General features: G+C 61.7%; 11 protein-coding genes. 8 read left to right on the forward strand and 3 right to left on the reverse strand.

Going from position 1 to position 17,629, the window contains the following annotated elements:
• Nucleotides 1-22: 22 nt before the first annotated feature.
• Nucleotides 23-583, reverse strand: coding sequence for an RNA polymerase sigma factor (locus KCG44_RS02365; protein ID WP_218443973.1), 561 nt, complete (start codon nt 581-583; stop codon nt 23-25).
• A 490-nt stretch (nt 584-1,073) separates the two neighbouring features.
• Between KCG44_RS02365 and KCG44_RS02370 the strand changes: the two genes are divergently transcribed.
• The gene (locus KCG44_RS02370; protein WP_218443974.1) at nt 1,074-4,112 is read left to right on the forward strand and encodes a TonB-dependent receptor domain-containing protein; all 3,039 of its coding nucleotides are present in this window, start codon (nt 1,074-1,076) and stop codon (nt 4,110-4,112) included.
• A gap of 122 nt (nt 4,113-4,234) precedes the next feature.
• Here KCG44_RS02370 and KCG44_RS02375 read toward each other — a convergent pair whose 3' ends face one another.
• Both KCG44_RS02375 and KCG44_RS02380 read right to left on the reverse strand, forming a co-directional pair.
• Nucleotides 4,235-6,901 carry an EAL domain-containing protein gene (locus KCG44_RS02375; RefSeq protein WP_218443975.1) on the reverse strand — a complete coding sequence of 889 codons (2,667 nt, stop codon included), beginning with the start codon at nt 6,899-6,901 and terminating at the stop codon, nt 4,235-4,237.
• Nucleotides 6,902-6,977: 76 nt separating this feature from the next.
• A complete protein-coding gene (locus tag KCG44_RS02380) occupies nt 6,978-10,136 on the reverse strand; it encodes a S8 family peptidase (RefSeq protein WP_218443977.1) in 3,159 nt (1,052 codons plus the stop codon).
• Nucleotides 10,137-10,396: 260 nt separating this feature from the next.
• Between KCG44_RS02380 and KCG44_RS02385 the strand changes: the two genes are divergently transcribed.
• The 7 genes from KCG44_RS02385 to astD are packed head-to-tail and all read left to right on the forward strand — an operon-like array spanning nt 10,397 to nt 17,584.
• The gene (locus KCG44_RS02385; RefSeq protein WP_218444630.1) at nt 10,397-11,188 is read left to right on the forward strand and encodes a thymidylate synthase; all 792 of its coding nucleotides are present in this window, start codon (nt 10,397-10,399) and stop codon (nt 11,186-11,188) included.
• A complete protein-coding gene (locus KCG44_RS02390) occupies nt 11,185-11,691 on the forward strand; it encodes a dihydrofolate reductase (protein WP_218443978.1) in 507 nt (168 codons plus the stop codon). The genes KCG44_RS02385 and KCG44_RS02390 overlap by 4 nt, the downstream gene beginning before the upstream one ends.
• Complete coding sequence (locus KCG44_RS02395) at nt 11,691-12,962, forward strand: dipeptidase (RefSeq protein ID WP_218443979.1); 1,272 nt, start codon at nt 11,691-11,693, stop codon at nt 12,960-12,962. Before KCG44_RS02390 ends, KCG44_RS02395 begins: the two co-directional genes overlap by 1 nt.
• Nucleotides 12,963-12,964: 2 nt before the next feature.
• Nucleotides 12,965-13,909: a bifunctional riboflavin kinase/FAD synthetase gene (locus tag KCG44_RS02400; RefSeq protein ID WP_218443980.1), complete on the forward strand. Its 945-nt coding sequence runs from the start codon at nt 12,965-12,967 to the stop codon at nt 13,907-13,909.
• Nucleotides 13,910-13,918: 9 nt separating this feature from the next.
• On the forward strand, nt 13,919-15,145 hold the full coding sequence (locus KCG44_RS02405; protein ID WP_218443981.1) for a hydrolase: 1,227 nt from the start codon (nt 13,919-13,921) through the stop codon (nt 15,143-15,145).
• A complete protein-coding gene (locus tag KCG44_RS02410) occupies nt 15,142-16,164 on the forward strand; it encodes an arginine N-succinyltransferase (RefSeq protein WP_218443983.1) in 1,023 nt (340 codons plus the stop codon). Before KCG44_RS02405 ends, KCG44_RS02410 begins: the two co-directional genes overlap by 4 nt.
• Nucleotides 16,151-17,584, forward strand: a complete 1,434-nt coding sequence (gene astD / locus KCG44_RS02415) for a succinylglutamate-semialdehyde dehydrogenase (protein ID WP_218443984.1) — start codon at nt 16,151-16,153, stop codon at nt 17,582-17,584. Before KCG44_RS02410 ends, astD begins: the two co-directional genes overlap by 14 nt.
• The last annotated feature ends 45 nt before the right edge of the window (nt 17,585-17,629 follow it).

Genomic DNA, 17,629 nt, shown 5'->3' on the forward strand with positions numbered 1-17,629 from the left:
CACACTTCCGATTATCATCAGTTTAGACGCGCGCACCCGCCGCAGAAAAGGGGAGGATCTTCGCACCCTCGCCCGGCCGCAGACGTGCCCGTAATATACGGAGCGCCTCAATAATGTATTTTTCCACGCTGCTTTCGGAGACGCCGAGAAGACCGGCAATTTCAGCATAGGTTTTTCCTTCCAGGCGGCTGAGCTCGAAAGCGCGCCGAACCTTGGGCTTCAGATTGCCGATCTCCGCAAGCGCCCGCTGGATATCCTCACGCAGCAGGCTCTGTTCCTCCGGCGTGGGGCCGACCGCACGCACCGCTTCCACCTCATCCGCCTCCGCATTCGAGGTCCGCAAATAGCGGCGGCGACGGCTGACAAGCTCATTGGTCGCCAGATTCGTCGCCGTCTTGAAGATGAGCGCGCGGGGGTGCTCGATCTCGTTCGTCTCGGCATAGGTCCAGATACGCAGGTAAACGGATTGCAGCACATCGTCGGCGTCGGTCACGTCACCAAGCCGTCCGATCAGCCATTTGCGCAGGATTGTGCGATTCTCGCGAAACGCCGCCTCCAGCCGCTGGCCTTGATCGCTGCCCATTTCCCCTTGCATCCTTCTGCCTCCACACCGCCCTTCGCACATCCCGCAAGGGGCAGCGGCAGGCGGCAATTCAGGCCGCAGGAGGTTCCCCGATAAAAGGGGCGCGCACAAGCGACCGGTCACGCTCGATCACCAGCCGCATCGTACATCGCCTTTCCCAACAATCCTCGAAAAAAGATTGAGGGGTTTGGCGAGGTCGGTTGTCCAATGACCGAAACGCGGAAGTCACGTCCCGTGTTTCACACACCTCAATGAGAGCCGGGGCTGGCTGCAACCGTCCCCGGCTCTTTTCTGTAATAGCGGCTCTATCGTGGGCCGCAAGTCAGCGACTGTGACCAATCCGCCACAGGTCGCCCACGTTCGCTGTCAGGCCTTTGAGGGGTCGCGTGACCACAGTGTCTCCCCGAATGCGACGCCGTTTGGGCATGCGCTCTTTTTCGTTTGGGAGCGCCCGCCTGGCGAGCACGGAAACCACCAGAGGGGACACTACGTGACACCTAAATCTTCCTATACCTTACGCGCGGCATTGCTGACTTCGGCAACGCTGACGTGCCTTTCACTTCCTTCCATGGCCGCCGCGCAGAACGCCGCGGACGCTGTCGAAGAGCAAACCGCCGCGAATGCCGCCGAAGAGCGGGACACCGAGGCCGTAATCGTTGTCACCGGTTCGCGCATTGCGCAGCCGACCGTCGATTCCGCAGCGCCTGTACAGGTGCTTTCCAATGTTCAGATCGAGCAGGCCGGTGTTACCAATATTCAGGACCTGCTGCTGGAAAACCCGATTTTCGGCACCCCGGGGTTAAGCCGAACGAACTCGGCCTTCCTGACCGCCGGTACCGGCGTGGCGACGGTGGATCTTCGCGATCTGCAAACAAATCGTACACTCGTTCTGATCAATGGCCGCCGCGTCGTTGGCGGCGTCGCCAACACGGCGCAGGTCGATCTGAACGTTATTCCCACACAATTTCTGGAGCGGGTCGACGTCCTCACCGGCGGTTCATCCTCGCTCTATGGCTCTGACGCCGTAGCCGGTGTTGTGAACTTCATCTTCAAGGAGAATTTCGAAGGCGTCGATGCGAACATACAATATGGCATCACCCAGCGCGGCGATGACCGCAGGTATCAGGCGAACCTGACCTTTGGCGCCAATACCGGGGATGGCCGCGGCAACATCATGGCGCATATCGGCTATTCCAACGAAGAGGGCCTGCTCTCCCGCGAGCGTAAAAATACACGCGTCGACGATTTCGATACCTCCCGTCTGACCGGTAACCTTTCCGACTGGGGCACGGCGACGGAACCATTTTTCTCGAGCTTCCCGCCGCAGGGACGGTTCATCACCGGTGCCGGTACATTCACTTTCGACAATGACGGCAATCTGGTCCAGGGCTTCTCAACCAATGGCCCGAACGGTGATGGAGTCGGTGCCAATGGTTTCAACCGCCAGGCCTTCCGTACGCTCGCAACGCCGGTCGAACGCTATCTGTTCGCAGCGCGCGGCAACTATGAAGTCAGCGATGGCATAAACGCGTTCTTCGAAGGTACGTTTAGCCGTACCAGCGCCGAGCGCCTGATCGAGCCCTTCGCATCGCAATCGGCAGGTCCGAACGGGATTTTCCCGCTAGGCGGCGTCGTGCCTATCGAGAATTTCATCGACAGGGACACAAATGGTGACGGCATCAACGAGCGTGTGATCGCGATCAACCCGTTTGTACCCGATGAAATCGTCGCCGTCGCAACGGACCAGGATGGCGATGGCCTGCGCGATTTTGGCTTCGCCCGCCGTCTGGTTGAGTTCGGACCTCGCTTCCAATCGACGGACCGCGACTTCTACCGTTTCGTCATTGGCCTGGATGGCAGCATTTTCGATGACCGCTTCAATTGGGACATCAGCTATAATTACGGGCAGACTCTGGAGAATCAGACGTCGCAGGGCCAGGTGAATGTTCCGAATTTCCAGCAGGCGCTAACCGCGCAGCAGGACTTCGACGATCTGGACGGCGACGGTGACACGACCGACGCGATTTGTATCAATGCCCAGGCACGGCAGGGCGGCTGCGTACCGATCAATTTGTTCGGCGTCGGCGGCATAACCGACGGGGCCATCGCCTATGTCAATGCGGATGGTACGTTCGATACCGACATGACGCAGCAGGTCGTGCAGGCCAATCTGTCCGGCTCGCTCGTCGATCTGCCGGCCGGTCCGCTCGGGATCGCCGTCGGTGTGGAATATCGCGTCGAGTCAAGTTCGTCCGATCGCGATTCCCTGACGAATCAGGGCCTGAACGCAGGCAATGCCGCACCGGATACCTCAGGGTCGTTCAACGTGCTTGAGGGCTATGCGGAACTTCGCGTGCCGCTGCTTGCGGATACGCCCTTTTTCGAACTGCTTGAGGTTGGCGGTGCCGTCCGCGTGTCCGACTATTCAACTGTCGGAACGGTCGTGAGCTATAACGGCACCGTTACCTGGCAGCCGATTGAGGACCTCCGCCTGCGCGGGACCTACGCACGCGCCGTTCGCGCACCCAATATCGGTGAGCTGTTCTCCGGGCCTTCACAGACATTCCCGCCCGGCATCAACGACCCCTGTCAGGGTATCGGACTGACGGGCGGCGGTGCGGTCGGCGACAATTGCCGCGCGGCCACGGGTGTTCTCACGAATATCATGGAAAATGGCGGTACGTTCACGCTCAATCAGGCTGACGCTCAGGGAATTAGCGGTTTCAACATCGGCAATCCCGATCTTCAGGAGGAAACCGCTGACAGCTATACGATCGGCGCCGTTTTAACGCCGCGTTCCATCAATGCGCTCAGGGGGCTCACGCTTACCGTCGATTACTTCAATATCGACATTGACGACGTGATCCAGCCTCCGGGCAGGACCTTCACACTTGGTCAGTGCTATACGTCCAATGTGCAGGAATCGTGCGACCTGATCACCCGGCGCGCAATCACGGGTCCCATCAATAGTGCAGGCTCGCTTGAGTTCATCAATGCGGTGCAGGTCAACTCCGCCCGGCTGCAGACCGATGGCATCGATGTCACGGCGAATATGGCCTGGGATTTCGACGGGCTCGCAGATGGCGGACAGATAAATGCGCGCATCGCCTACACGCATCTCTTCGCCTACGACTTCACGCCGGCAGAAGGTCAGCCGGCTGACCCGCAAGATGGAGAGATCGGTACCGCTGCGGATCGCTTTACCGCCGGAATTGGCTTTAACAGCGATCGGTTCGACATCGGCTTCACGGGAACCTTCATCGCGAAATCCTTTGAGGACGATCAGTATTGCAACGGCTTCACCGGGGACTGCCCATCCGTCGGCAGCGAGTTCAACCTTGATATGCAGACAGCTTTCCGTCCGACGGAAGAGTTCGAGGTCTACTTCGGCATCGACAATGTGCTGGATAATGACGCACCGGACATTTTGAACGGTACGACATTCAACATCACCGGTGCCGACACGGCCGCCGATACATATGATATCTTCGGTCGCCGCTTCTACACAGGCGTACGCTTCACCTTCTAGCAGCGTCTGCAAATATGCCGCGGGAAGGGGCGGTGCCGGAAATGGCACCGCCCCTTTTTGTGCGCACTGACTTTTCCGAGCCGCGGCGTGTGCCGCCTGGCTCGCCATAAGGGCACAGCGGTTCAGCCATTGCCGCGGACGTGTCCGGCAATCTCTGCAAGCGGCGCCAGATAGGTTTCCAGTGGTGCCGGTTTGCCAAAAAAATAACCCTGCAGCTGTGTGCAGCCGAGGGCGCGCAGCAAGTCCGCCTCCGCTTTCGTCTGGATACCTTCCGCCGTGGTGATCATGCCGAGGCTGTCGGCAAGGGCGACGATCGCCCGGACGATGGCCGTGCTCTCCTTGCAGTTCTCGCCGGACTTCGTGACGAACGACCGGTCGATCTTGATCTTTGCGAACGCTGCCCGCTGCAAATAGCCAAGCGAGGAATAGCCCGTGCCGAAATCGTCGAGAGCCAGGCTGACGCCGATGGCATCGAGGCGGGCGAGCTCTTCGGCGGTCCGGTCCGCGCCGCGCATGAATACCGACTCCGTTACTTCAAGTTGCAGTCTGCGGGGCGGGAGGCCGGTCGCGCCCAGCGCGTTGACGACGCGGCTGGCAAGGCTGTCGTCAAACTGTAGGGGCGAGACGTTGACGGCCATGATGACGTCGTCATCGAGATGCATGGCCGCCTCGCAGGCCGTGCGCATCACCCAGCCGCCAATCTCCGAGATCAGTCCGGCATCTTCTGCAAGCGGAATGAACGTTTCGGGCGAGATCGTTCCCAGCTCTGGATGCTGCCACCTCAGCAGGGCCTCATAAGACGCCACGCGCCCGGAGGCAGAGCAGATGATCGGCTGATAAAACACCGAAAATTGACCCTCGGACAACGCCTCTTTCAGATCGGTCAGCAGACGGCGGCGCGCTTCCGAGGCTTCCAGCATCATAGGCTCGAAAATACGGTACTGCCCGCGTCCGGCGTCTTTGGCCGCATAAAGCGCCAGATCGGCATTGCGGAACAGACGGTCGGGATCGACGGCATCGATCTTATGTGGCTGCGCGATGCCAATGGAGCAGCCCAGGCAGACCTGCCCTTCCGACAAGGCAATGGGTTTCATGATATCCCTGATGATACCTTCAGAATACGCCACCAGTTCCTTCCGCGTGGTCGCCGTCGTGACGATGATCGCGAACTCGTCGCCGCCCAGCCGGGCAAGATGGTCCTGTGTCCCGGCGATCTCGGTCATGCGCGCCGACACGATCTTCAACACTGAATCGCCAGCCTGGTGCCCCATGCTGTCGTTCACGTCCTTGAATTCGTCAAGGTCGATAAGGAGCAGCGATATCGCCGCATCGCCGCCATGGTCCCGCAGGAGACGTTCCAGAGTTGCGTAGCACCGCGTTCGGTTGGCAAGGCCCGTCAGGGCGTCATGTTCGGCAGCGTGCAGAAGCTGCGCGTTCGTGATGGTGATCTCGCGGTGCCTCCTGCGCGCGGCCGTCACGCGGTGATGGCTATAACCGACAATCAGCGCCACCAGGACCGCAATACCGGCGAGGACAAGTCCCGTAATCTGTTGTCTGCTGCGTTCCAGCTGCCGGTCCTTTTTCAGCCGGTCCGTTTCCAGCCGGGAAATCGTGGCGGTGCGATTGGCCGCATCGAAGCGGGCACTCATCAGGGCGACATTGGCGCGCGCGGCAACTTTCGTCGCCTCTTCCTTCAACCGGTCATAGGCTTCGAAATGCACCAGCGCCGTTTCCGCCCTGCCATTCTCGGCATAGACCCGCCGCGCGGTTTCATGCGCTTCCATGTATAATGCGGAGGTGGACGCGGGATCGACGTCCGCAAATGCCGCTTCGATCAGGGAAAGCGCCGCCGTGCGGTTGCCGCGCTTCAGTGCGAGTTCAGCCTTCAGGGCCAGAAGAAAGTCCTCCTCTCCGGCATCTCCCAGCGCGTTCTGTACCAGTGCCCGTTCCGCGATTGCCGCAGCGCGCCTTATGTCGCCGGCGCCCGCATGGGCGAACGCAAGATTGGTGAGAATGCGCGCCTTCAGGAGGCTTGAATCGAGTTCGCCCGCTATGACCAGCGCGGCTTCATAGCTGCGAATCGCGGCGTCATCATCGCCAAGCTCTTCGTGGATGCGGCCCCGATTGGCATGAGAACCCACCAGCAGGGCCGGGTCCTCGGAATAGCTTCGGTCGGCATCGTCAAAATAGCGCTCGGCGCGCTCGAAATCATTTGCCTCGATGTGGAGCATGCCAAGGTTTTGCAGAACGATCGCCTGCGCCCTGAGATCGCCGATATCGCTGAAAATGTCATGCGCCAGATGCAGGCTTTCGAGCGCCGCGGCGGTGTCTTCGGTAACGCGCGCCGCTGCGGCGAAAGCCTTTAGGATGTCGCCATGCAGCTTGGTGCGCGGCGCGGCGCGGCGCACGGTTTGCAGGGCCTGTTCCAACACGGGGCGGGCTTCCTCAGCGCGGTTGAGGCGGGTTAGTGCCTCCCCCTCCAGCCATTCCGTACCGGCGATCGCCACCACGTCATGGTTGCTGGCCTTGTGCACCAGCCGACGCGCCGCCCGGGCATGGAAAAGAGCGGATCCCGGGTCCGTCATCATTTTGGCCTTCGCCGCGGCGATCTCGCTTTCATAGGTTTCGTCATCCATGACAGTCGACGCGGCGGCTGGCCCCGCGGCCACAAGGCAGGTGAACGCCCCGATCAGGATCGTCATTAGAAACCGGCGCGCAAAGCGCGCGAACACCATCGCGGGCCTCAGGCGGCCAGCGATGGTGTCATGGGTATGATGGAAAAAACGCAACTGGCTGGATCCTGATCCTGGCCATTACGCTTAACTTCCGCAGATTGAGGAAATGTTGATATCGCCGATCGTAATTTTACCAGCCGATTCTGAAGCTTACGCCGCCCATCACACCGCTGCGTTCGCCGCGGTTCACGTCCGCCCGGCCAAAAGCGCTGAAACGAACGTCGCCAAGGGATGCGGCATAGTCGATTTCCGTGATGAACGGACGTTTCTGCGTGTTGTCGAGTGCCGTGCGAATCTCGCCCAGTTCACCCGTCTGGCGGTCGATAATGCCCAATTGGCTTACCGTGAGGCGACCGGCTTCGCGGTACATCGGCTGCTTGATGGTGAAGCCGAAGCGGTCCGCACCGACAATACCCGCCTTTGTCATCGACAGCTGGAATGCGCTGCTGACAAGACCTTTTCCTGTCTGGATCAGATTGTCGGTATCATTGCTTCGCGTGCGCGCCGCCGTCGCCGCCGCGGCCAGGCCGAAGCCATCGCCAAGATCGGCGTCCAGCGTCATCGTCAACCCATCCGTCGCCGCGCCGCCGTCCAGCATGTTCGCCTGTGTCGACTGCACGCCGAGCAGCGCTTCGTCCTCCTCAAGGCGGCTATAGGTCAGGCCAAGTGTCACCGCCCTTGACGGCCGCATGTGGAGAGAGATCGATGCCGCGGTGGCGTCATAGGCATTGAGCCCGAGGAAGCTCTGCCGCTGCGCCTGCGAAATGCCGCCAAGATCGGCATGCACCACATGTGCCGCGCTGATGCCGCCCGACAGGGTCAAGGCCGGGCCGAGGTCATAAGCCGCACTCATGAAGCCGCCGCCCGAGGCAAAGCCGAGCACCGGGTTCACCGCATTCTCGTCCGCGCGGAAGTCACGGCTGTGCGCGAAGCCGCTGCCACCCATAAGGGAGAGCGCGCCGACACCGTGACCGGCGCCGATGGTGAGTCCGTCCGCAAGACCCGACACGCGCATCTCGCTATGCGCGGCAAGGGTGCTGCTACGGTGGGACGCGAAGCGCGTCAGCGGCGTTGACCGCATTTCGACGCTGACGTCGCTCGACAGGAAGGTAATGGATGAAATATCCGTAAATTCCTCCTTGTCCTTCTTCTCCTTCTTGTCATCGGAGTCCGTGGTACGGCCATCGCCCCACCATTCCTCGAAACTGCCCGCGAAATAGTCCTGTAGATAGGTCTCCGTGCCCGTCTGGTCATTATAGGCCGTGTTGCCGTAGAACTGGTCGCCAAGCGGCACCTGAAAATCGCGATATGTATCGCCGACCTCTTCGAACAGCACCAGATAGCCATCGTCGATCCACGCCCTGGTCGTTTCAGGGGCGCCAAGCACCGTGAGGGGCTGAATCTCCAGATTCCCGCCATCCTTCAGCATGATGCCGAGCCTTGTCATGTCGAGCGGCGACTGGGATGCGCGAATGTTCAGAAGTCCGCGGCCATAGACGGCATCGGTGCCGGGTTCACCAAGGTCGGTTGCTGTCGACAGGATGATGCCGCTCGTCTCTTCCGGATGGTCTGCAAGCCATGGCCAGCGGGAATGCAACAGGGCGACGGCACCCGTGACGATCGGTGTCGCGAAAGACGTGCCCGATTCGCGCGTCAGGCCGCCCTCACCATCGGACAGCAGAATGTGCTCGCCAGGCGCGACAATGAAGCGGTCCTTGAGCGCGACACCATTGGCGCATTCACCCCGGATTGTCAGGCAGGCGTCGCCGGGCGTGTTTGAAAAGCGGGAAATGGTCCCGCGGGCGTCGACCGAGCCGACGAGAAGGAAGGAGGGCATGGTCCGCGCGTCCCACGCGGCATCCTCAGTCTGCGCGGCGCCGTCATTGCCCGCGGCCATTACAAAGACGGTATTGTCCAGGCCTTTCCTGACCGTCGTGTCCTCGAACACCTGGCTCCAGTCGGCGGCGAGGGTCGAGCCCGGTATGCCGAGCGACATGTTGATGACGCTGGCACCGCGCGCGACAAGGTCGGCAACACCGCTCGTCACATCATCCCAGCTGGCGGTTCCGGTTTCGTCAAATGGATTGTAGGCGACGACGTTCGCATTGGGCGCGATGCCCATGACGCCCGTGCCGTCGTGCGCGCCCACCATCAGGCTGGCCACGCTGGCACCATGGCCACCGACGGCGGCATCATAGCCACCATTATAGCCAAAACGGCCGGCGAGGTCGGGATCATTCTCGACCGTTGCGTCAAGCAGACCGATGGTTGGTGTGCCACCTGATTCCTGAGTGCGCGTCAACCAGGGCGACCAGCCAACCTGCGGCATCCAGTAATCGACATTATTGCGGCCCGAATGGCTCATCAACGTGTCGTAAAAGTCCATCATGAAACCGGACCGCTGTTGCGGATCGGCATTTGCCAGGGCCTCTGTATTGCTGAGATCAAGACCGTTTCGGGCCAGAATCTCGCCTGCAAGCGTATCATAGTCGATACCCACGCTCGTGAGCTGAGGTGCCCAGGTCGATTTCGTGTAGTCCAGCAGCAGTTGCAGGTCGCCCTGAATCGCGGCGCCATCCTCGCCATTCGCCCAGCGTTGCTCCGCGCTGAGCCAGACTGAGCCTACAGCGCGCCAGAAACCGTCAATCTCGCTGTAAAACGGATCGACGGTACCGCGGAACGGGTCCACCACACCGCGAAAGGGATCAACGGATCCGCGAAACGGGTCCACCACGCCGCGCAGGGGATCGAGTTCGGCCTGCACCGTGAAGGGATCGACCCAGCCGCCGAACGGGTCCACCACACCGCGAAGGGGATCCAGATCTCCGTAGAAAGGATTTATCTCGCCGCGGAAGGGATCGACAGCACCGCGCAGGGGGTCAAACACGCCATAAAAGGGGTTCACTTCGCCCCGGAAGGGATTCACCGAACCGCGAAACGGGTCCACCACGCCGCGCAGGGGATCAACATTCAGCGGAATGATCTCTCCATAGACGGGATCAACATTGTTCCCGGGTCCCCCGGCGGGTGCCTGAAACGGATCGACGGCACCGCGCACGCCGCCCGCATTCAGCGGAATGATTTCGCCATAGACCGGGTCAATGCTGGCCCCAGGCAACCCGGCGCGGCCGCCAAACGGATTGACGGAACCACGGGCACCGTCGCCGGTGACGATGAGGGGGGAGGCACCCGGTCCGGTTGCCGCCATCGCAGACACAGGCATGCACGTCGCAGAAAGAACAAGCGCAATCGCGGTCGATGTCCCCGTCAGCGTGATTTCATTGGCCATTCTCGGTACTTCCCACTCTATCAACAGGTATTTGCGGATAGACCTCAGAAATTCGCAGCCGCGCATTAACGGCGCCTCTCTGACAATGGTAAATCCTAAATTTGCTTTAATTTCTCAAAAATATAGCAAATTATCATATAGTTACTTCAATCGGCTGATTTTTCGCGCGTGCCGCGTGGTAAGGTTTGTCCGCGCCGGAGGACATGGCGGGGCATACGGACCTCTTCACAAATTCCCGGCATTGGCGCATGACGCCGCGCATGCAGCCATATCTCGATCTAATGCGCGCCGCGCTTGACGGCGGCGCGGTGCGCGGCGACCGGACTGGAACGGGCACGCGCAGTATTTTCGGTTATCAGATGCGCTTCGACCTCAGCGCGGGATTCCCCCTGCTGACGACCAAGAGGCTGCATCTGAAAAGCATCGTCCATGAATTATTGTGGTTCATCGCGGGCGATACCAACATCCGCTATCTGAAGGATAATGGCGTTTCCATCTGGGACGACTGGGCGGATGAGAATGGCGAGCTTGGCCCGGTATATGGCAAGCAGTGGCGGCGCTGGGAAAGCGCCGACGGGCGCGTGGTGGACCAGCTGTCGAACGTGCTGGATCAAATTCGCACCAATCCGGAATCCCGCCGCCTGATCGTCAGTGCGTGGAACCCGGGCGAAGTCGACAATATGGCGCTGCCGCCGTGTCACTGCCTGTTTCAGTTCTACGTCGCGAACGGAAAGCTAAGCTGCCAGCTGTACCAGCGCAGTGCGGACATTTTTCTTGGCGTGCCTTTCAACATCGCAAGCTATGCTCTGCTGACGATGATGGTCGCGAAGGTTTCAGGGCTGGAGCCGGGCGATTTTATCCACACGCTTGGCGATGCGCACCTCTATTCCAATCATGAGGATCAGGCGCGCACGCAGCTGTCACGTTCGCCCCGTCCGCTGCCGACCATGACCATTGCCGACCGCGTCAGCCTGTTCGATTTCCGTTTCGAGGATTTCGAACTATCGGGATATGATCCGCATCCCCACATTAAGGCCCCCGTCGCGGTATGAGCAGGCCGGACATCGTCCTGGTCGCCGCACGCGCGGACAATGGCGTGATCGGCAAGGATGGCGCGATGCCATGGCACCTGCCCGCCGATTTGAAACACTTCAAGGCGCTGACCGTCGGAAAGCCCTGTATCATGGGCCGCAGGACGTTCGGCAGTATGGGCGGCGCGCTGCCTGGTCGGCACAATATCGTCATGACCCGCGATCCGGAATGGTCCGGCGAACGGGCACATGTCGCCGCCAATCTCGCGGAGGCGATCGCCGAGGCTGGCCTGAACCCGAAGGCGCGCGCGGACGAGATCATGATTATCGGCGGCGCAGAAATTTACGCGCTTGCCTTGCCGTCGGCGACGCGGCTGGAGCTGACCGAGGTGCATGCCCGGCCGGAGGGCGACACCTTCTTTCCGGAATTCGACATTTCGCGCTGGCGGGAGATTCGCCGCGAGCGGCATGCGGGGCCTGACGGGCAGCCCGATTTCAGCTTCGTGACGTGGGAACGCGCCTGATGGCCAGGACACCCGCCAAAAAAGGCAGGCCAAAACCAAGGGCGAAGCCAACGTCCGGGACAAAACCGAAAGCGGCGGCATATGGTGGGCTGAGGCGCCGGTTCGTCTTCACCGCGTTCATATTTATCGGCATCGCCGCGCTGTTTTTCTGGGCGGTGCCGGGGATTGTCGAACGCGCCATGAACCGGATCGAGGGAAGCGGACTTTGGCGGGTTTCGGACGACGCGGCGGCGCTGCATGCCGATCTGATTGTCGCCGATATGCATGCCGATACGCTGCTGTGGAAACGCGACCCGAACAGGCGCACGGATCGCGGCCATGTGGACCTTCAGCGGCTGCGCGACGGCAATGTCGCGCTGCAGGTGTTTGGTTCCGTAACGAAAACACCGCGCGGTCAGAATTACGATTCCAATAGCGCGGATACCGATAATATCACGCCGCTTGTGATTGCGCAGTTGCAGCCGCCCGCGACATGGGGCTCACTTTTGCAGCGCTCATTATACCACGCGCAGGAATTGAGGGATGCCGCGGAGGATGAGCCCGCCGGTTTCATACTGGTGCGGACGACGGCGGACCTGGCGGCCGTGCTGAAACGGCGCGCGGCGGGGGAACCGGTCGTCGGTGCGATGCTGGGCGCGGAAGGGCTGCACAATATCGAAGGCGATATCGCCAATCTCGACCGGCTGTTCGCTGCGGGGTTTCGCATGGGCGGCATCACGCATTTCTTCGACAATGAACTTGCCGGTTCGATGCATGGAGAGGTCAAGGGCGGCCTGACCCCGCTGGGGCGGCAGGCCGTGCGCCGTATGGAACGCATGGGCATGCTCGTCGATGTCGCGCACCTTTCGCACGAGGCGCTGGCAGAGCTGATCGACATGGCGGAAAAGCCGCTCGTTTCGTCCCATGGCGGGGTACAGGCCGTTTGCGACGTGAACCGCAACCTGACCGACGAGGAAATCCGCGGGATCGCAGCGACCGGCGGCGTGACCGGGGTCGGTCTGTGGGACGGCGCCGTGTGCCAGGCAGCGCCCGCCGCGACGGCGCGCGCCATGCGCCATATCCGTGATCTTGTTGGCATTGAGCACGTTGCGCTCGGCAGCGATTTCGACGGGGCCGTCACAACGGGGCTGGACGCGAGCGGCATGGCCGCCCTGACACAGGCGCTCATGGATCAGGGTTTCAGCGAAACCGAAATCCGGGCGGCAATGGGCGGCAATTTCATCGCTCTGCTGGCGAAGACCCTGCCCCGCCCGGTTCGGCCCGCGGAATGAGCATGATCCGCATTCAGGGAGACGACCCATTGCCGCCCGAATTGCATGGCGGCGTCGCGGCGCTGGGCAATTTCGACGGCTTCCACGGCGGGCATCAGGCCGTTGTCGGCATGGCGCAGGCGCGCGCGCGCGCCAAGACCGGTCCGTCGATCGTCATCACATTCGACCCGCATCCGGTACGCCTGTTCAAGCCGGACGCGCCGCCCATGACCCTGACAACGATCCCGCAGCGCCTCGACCTCTTCGAACGGTTCGGGCTCGACGCGACCGTCGTGCTGTCCTTTGACCGCAACATGGCGCGCCTGTCGCCGAAGGACTTTATCCGCGACGTTCTTGTCGAACGGCTGCGGCTGAAGGGCATCGTGACGGGTGAAGACTTCACCTTTGGCGCGCGGGCGGCCGGAACGACCGACGATCTGAAGCGCGCAGGCGCCGTCTATGAATTCGACGCCGATGCGGTCGCCGCAGTGAACGGCGCCGCGGGTCATCGTATCAGCTCGACCCGTATCCGCGCCGCGCTCGCGAAGGGCGATATGGTCACGGCGGCGCGCATGCTGACCCGCCCGTTCACCATTCGTGGTGAGGTGGAACATGGCGCGAAGCTGGGCCGCACGCTTGGCACGCCGACGGCGAATTTGCGCCTGCACCAATATGCCCGCCCTCTTTACGGCGTATATGCGGTACGCGGGCACCTGCCGGACGGAAAGATCGTGGACGGTGTCGCCAATCTGGGCATTCGCCCCATGATCGAACCACCCGCCGAACTGCTGGAAAGCTGGTTCTTTGACTGGAGCGGCGATCTGTACGGGAAGACGATCGATGTGGAGCTGATTGCGTGGCTGCGCGAGGAGCGGAAGCTGGACGGGCTTGACGCCCTGAAGGCGCAGATCAAACGCGATGCGGAGGCCGCGCGGGCGGCCCTCGACCAAGGCGCCCGGCGCCGTTAAGGCGTCGCCATGTCACGGATTACGATTGCCGAACAAAGCGCGCTGTCCCCCATCGCTTCGCGCGGGCCGGATATGCTGTCAAACGTCGAACGCTGGTGCGCGCTGAATACGGGCAGCCGCAATCTGGTCGGGCTTGCCGAAATGGCCGACATCCTTGTCGAGGCGTTCGCGCCGCTGGGCGGTGAGACTGAGATCCGCGATCCCGAGCCCGCTGAAACGCTCGACGAGACCGGCGCGCGCATCCCGCTCGCGCATGGCCGCAATGTTCATATCGTGCGGCCGGGCCGCGGCAATCGCCGTATCCTGCTGACCGGTCATATGGACACGGTGTTTCCCAAGGATCATCATTTTCAGGAACTGAAATGGCTGGAGGATGGTGTCCTCAACGGTCCCGGCGTCGCCGACATGAAAGGCGGCATTGCCGTCATGCTGGAGGCGCTGACCGCGCTGGAGGCATCGCCGCTCGCCGGGCAGATCGGTTGGGAAGTCATTCTGAACGCCGATGAGGAAGTGTCCTCGCTGGGCAGCGCGCCGCTTCTCGCGGATGCCGCGTCCCGCTGCCAGATTGGACTGACCTTCGAACCCGCGGCGGAGCCTGACGGAACACTCGCGGGCGGGCGCAAGGGCAGCGGTAATTTCGCAGCCGCCATAACCGGCCGCGCCGCCCATGCCGGCCGCAATCCAGAGGATGGCCGCAATGCGCTGGTCGCCGCGGCCGACCTTGCCGTCCGGCTGGACACCATGAAGCATGAACGACCGACATTGTCGGTGAACCCCGCAAAGCTGGATGGCGGCGGTCCCAATAATGTCGTGCCGGAACGCGCCGTTCTGCGCTGGAACGTGCGCCCGCTCACGCCGGAGGATCAGGCCTGGGCGGAAGCCAGACAGGCCGAACTTTTCGCCGATATAAAGCAGCGCCACGACGTCGGGATCGACATTACGGGCAGCTTTGCCCGCCCCCCCAAACCGCTGGACGACAAGCAGTTGGGACTGTTCACACTCGTCAAGGAGTGCGGCGCGGCGCTGGGGCACGACATTCGCTGGAAACACACTGGCGGCGTTTGCGATGGGAACAATCTGGCTGCAGCAGGTCTGGCTGTCGTCGACACGATGGGGGTACGCGGCGGCGCGATTCATTCCGACCGCGAATTCCTGATCGTTGACAGTCTGACCGAACGGGCCGAGTTAGCCGCGCTTACGCTGATGCGACTAGCCGAGGGAAGACTGGATATATGAGTTTCTGGTTCATGCGGCCCGCGAGGATCGACGATGTCGATGCCGTCATGGAACTTGCCAAGTTGACGGGCGCGGGATTCACCAACCTGCCACCCGATCGCGACAGTCTGGCCGCCCGGCTAAACTGGTCCGATCGCAGCTTCGCGCGCGAAGACGATGCGCCGCAGGACGAACTTTACATGCTGCTTATGGAGGAGGCGGGCACGGGACGCATCGGCGGCAGCGCACTGCTGTTCAGTCGCCTTGGCGTACGCTGGCCCTTCTATTCCTATCGCATGTCCTGCCTCAGCCAGTTTTCGCAGGAGCTGGAGCGCACCATTCGCCTCGACGTCCTGCATCTCGTCAACGATTTCAACGACGCCAGTGAAGTCGGCGGCCTGTTCCTACACCCTGATCTCAGGACCGGCGGCCTGGGCGGCATGCTGGCGCGCAGCCGCTATCTTTTCATCGCGCGTCACAGGCAGCGTTTCGCCGATCGTGTGATCGCGGAACTGCGCGGGCGCATCGATGAGAACGGGCATTCGCCGTTCTGGGACGGTCTCGGCCGCCAGTTCTTCGGCATGAACTTCGATGAAGCCGACACATTTAATTCCTTGAATGGAAATCAGTTCATTGCCGACCTCATGCCAAAACTGGCAATCTACACCGCCCTGCTGCCGGAGGCGGCACAGGCGGCCATCGGCCAGCCGCACGAAAGCGGTGTACCGGCGATGCGGATGCTGGAGAAGGAAGGGTTCGCCTATAATGGCTATGTCGACATTTTCGACGGCGGCCCCACCATGGTGGCGGCAACCAACAGTCTGCGCACCATCAAGGCCGCGCAGCCAATGCCGGTTGCGGCCGTCACCGACATGCCCGACGCCGAGCGCCGCGGCCTTGCGGCGGCGGGGCAGCTGCGGGATTTCCGCGCATGGTCAACCTCTGCAACGGTCGGAGAAAATGGCCTGACCCTGCCCAGCCATGAGGCCGCCACGCTGAACGTCACTACCGGAGACACCATTACCCATGTCGCGCGATGAACTGATTTCGACGGACCCATGTACAGGCGAAGTGGTGTGGCAGGGTCCGGCGGCCACACCCCAAGATGTCGACGCGGCGGTACGGAATGCGCGGGCCGCACAGGTGCACTGGGAATCCCGGCCGATATCGGAGCGCCGCAACCTTGTGCAGCGCTTTCAGAACAAGATCCGCGACCGCGGCGAAGATCTCGCCCGCATGATTTCAAGGGAAACCGGCAAGCCCCATTGGGAAACCAAGACCGAAGTCACCGCCGTCCAGTCGAAAATCGACATTTCGATCACCGCCTATCAGGAGCGCACCGGCAACCGGCAGGTTCAGGGCGCGCAGTTCACCCAGGCGCTGCGGCACCGCGCGCATGGCGTGCTGGCGGTCCTCGGACCCTATAATTTCCCCGCGCATTTGCCGAACGGCCATATCGTGCCGGCGCTGCTGGCAGGCAATGCGATCGTCTTCAAGCCGAGCGAACAGGCCCCCGGCACCGCCGAAATCATGAAGGAATGCTGGAGCGAGGCGGGCCTGCCCGACGGTTGCCTGCAAATCGTACAGGGCGAGGGCGGCACGGGCCGCGCGCTTGCGGGGCATAAGGGCATAGATGGCCTGCTATTCACAGGCAGCAGCGGCACCGGCAAGATGCTGTCCAGGCAGTTCAGCGAGACACCGGGCAAGATCCTGGCGCTGGAAATGGGCGGCAACAACCCACTTGTCGTCTGGGACGTTCATGAAAACGACCTGGAAGCCGCCGCAGCGCTGATCGTGCAATCCGCATTTCTGTCGGCAGGTCAGCGCTGCACCTGCTCGCGCCGACTGATCGTGCGCGACAAGGTGCATGACGAAATCATGCATTTTATGAACGAGCTGACCGCGGACCTGATCGTCGGATCGCCATTTGACGACCCGCAGCCCTTTATGGGTCCTGTCGTTTCCAACCGCGCCGCGGACCAGCTGCAGGAACAATATCTCAACCTGCAGATGGGCGGCGCGAAGGCGATCCGGAAACTCGAACGGCCCGATCCCGAGCGGCCGTTCCTGACACCCGCCATCCTGGACGTGACCGCAGTTGAAAATCGTCCGGACGAAGAAATGTTCGGCCCGGTGCTGCAGATGATCCGTGTCAATGATTTCGATCAGGCGATGGACGAGGCGAACAATACGCGCTTTGGCCTGTCTGCGGGCCTGATCAGCGACGATCCAGACCTTTATGACCGGTTCCGGCGCGAGGTTCGTGCGGGCATCGTCAACTGGAACCGGCCGACAAATGGGGCGTCATCATCAGCGCCGTTTGGCGGCGTTGGCGATTCCGGCAATCACCGCCCCAGCGCCTATTATGCAGCGGATTACTGCGCTTATCCGGTCGCCAGTCTCGAATTCGAAAAAATTCGCGGCGAAATCAGCATGGGACGCAAATCTCTGGTGCAATGATATGCGCAACATTATAATACGGCGACAGTCTCCCCTCTCAGCAGA

Origin of the sequence: Pacificimonas pallii, assembly GCF_019204005.1 — a bacterium.
Taxonomy (GTDB): Bacteria; Pseudomonadota; Alphaproteobacteria; order Sphingomonadales; family Sphingomonadaceae; genus Pacificimonas; species Pacificimonas pallii.